This is a genomic window from Mesorhizobium sp. WSM3626, assembly GCF_000513935.1.
In the GTDB taxonomy this organism is placed as follows: domain Bacteria; phylum Pseudomonadota; class Alphaproteobacteria; order Rhizobiales; family Rhizobiaceae; genus Mesorhizobium; species Mesorhizobium salmacidum.
The window spans coordinates 1-1,696 of record NZ_AZUY01000098.1 but is presented as its reverse complement, the minus strand read 5'-3'; the positions used below and the strand labels follow the sequence as shown (position 1 = coordinate 1,696).

Below are 1,696 nucleotides of genomic sequence, written 5' to 3'. Positions count from 1 at the left end.
CAGACAGTCCCCGATTGCCCATGGAAAACCAGCGCTATTTAGGGGTGGCCGGCCTGCCGCGAAAGTCACATTGCATTTCGTCCGGTGTAACGGACGCTTCTGGGCGGAGCGCGGTCGCCGACCGGACAGTCATATTGAAAGATCGTACCACCATAACCAGGCTCAACACCGCGGATGGGCGGATCTGGCTCCCTAGGTAACGGCTCGCTGGCCGGCCATCAGATCCCGGAGGTCGGCGAATTCGCAAATCGGCTCGAACGCTCTTGGCTTCACCGACATACACCTCATGGCCAGTCCCCCTGACCTCCGGTCAGAAATTTGATCTCACCGCTTTCCATGCCCCTACACAATACGCATAACTCACAAGCTGTGGACTGCCGGACAACCGCTGAGCAGTTGCGCTAAGGGGATTGCGCCGCTGGCGCGGCAAAGTGCGCGGTCCACGTTGAAGGCTCCTCTGCGAGGTCCACCGTGGCCCCCACCGAGGTCGACCGCGAAGACGACCTCGGCCCGATAAGGCTTACGCAGTTGACCTACGTCACGTCCATGAACCTCATCGTGTCAAGTCTCTGGTTCTGTCGGTGCCCATGAGTTCCGCTCGCGCGCTATTGTAGGCTTGGTTGATAAGTTCCCCGGTCTCACCAATCGTATCCGCTTGCTGATACGTCCAATCTGGTTGCAACTGCCGGGATCGAGCGTAAATTGCTTCGATGCTCCTATCCAAATCAGGGTTTTGCGGCTGCTGCATGGCATGGCCGGAGGCCTCCGGAAACGACTCGTAGAGAGTCCGAATATAATCACTCTGTGCAAGCATCGCGTCTACTCGATCTGATTGCTGTTCGCTCAAATAATCGCGTCCTTTTTTAAGGGCCGCGCATGAATTTATCAGAGCTTCCGCCTGTCCATTGCCGAAAGTTTCAGCAAGTTCGATCGATCTATCAAGAAGACGCTCCCTATCTGCCTGGCCAAAGTCACCTATGTGGCCTGCTATGTTTGAAAGTGCCAGAGACTGACCCAACGCGCTATTCATGCCGAGAACTTTGTCGACCGCAGCTGATTTCCTCGTTGCAGTTTGAAACTTGGTTATGGGGCCGACGGGGCAATAGCGTTCGTGAAAGGGCTGGGACACCGGAACATGATTGTTTGGCGGTATTGCCGCTGTAAACATGCGCTCAGCTGAATCGCCTAGCCGGTTGAGCCGTGTGTGAAATTGTCCCGCATTGCTTGTCGCGAACTCGCCGCCGACTGACGCGCTCACCGACCGAAGACCGTAAAGGTTGTTCGACGTTTCAACCGGGTCGTCGGTGGCTGCACTCCTCCCCACGTCCCCCAGTACGCCACTCGGCATATCAGAGAATTGCGTGTCTGCACCCTCACCCCGGGTTGAACTTTCAGGTCTATTTCTACGGGTACGGCGTTCCATCGCTCAGAGTCCTTACGTGGTTTTCTCTACTACTTGAGGCTATCACCCAGGAACGGCCTGCTGAACTGATTTCGCGTTACTTTTGCAACCTAGCGACTGCGGGAAATTGAGCTTCCAAGCAGCGCGCCGCGTTGGCCGCAGCAGGAAAAGATGTGGGTTCGGCACTGCCTGCCTCCCTCCCTAGGGCGTAGTGACGATTTAACTACCTGAGCCAGATAGCGATAGCGGCAAGTTTGACAAAGCCCATGAAGTTGGCGAGCAACTTGTCGTATC

General features: G+C 56.1%; 1 protein-coding gene. It reads right to left on the bottom strand.

Annotated elements, in window-relative coordinates; all coding sequences use genetic code 11:
* Nucleotides 1–553: 553 nt before the first annotated feature.
* Entirely contained in the window at nt 554–1,423 is an 870-nt protein-coding gene (locus M653_RS1000000137175) for a hypothetical protein (protein WP_156938330.1), read from the bottom strand.
* Nucleotides 1,424–1,696: the final 273 nt, after the last annotated feature.

Bases quoted from the DNA above. Each gene is read 5' to 3' on its own strand.
- M653_RS1000000137175 (WP_156938330.1), bottom strand. From the start codon at position 1,423: ATGGAACGCCGTACCCGTAGAAATAGACCTGAAAGTTCAACCCGGGGT.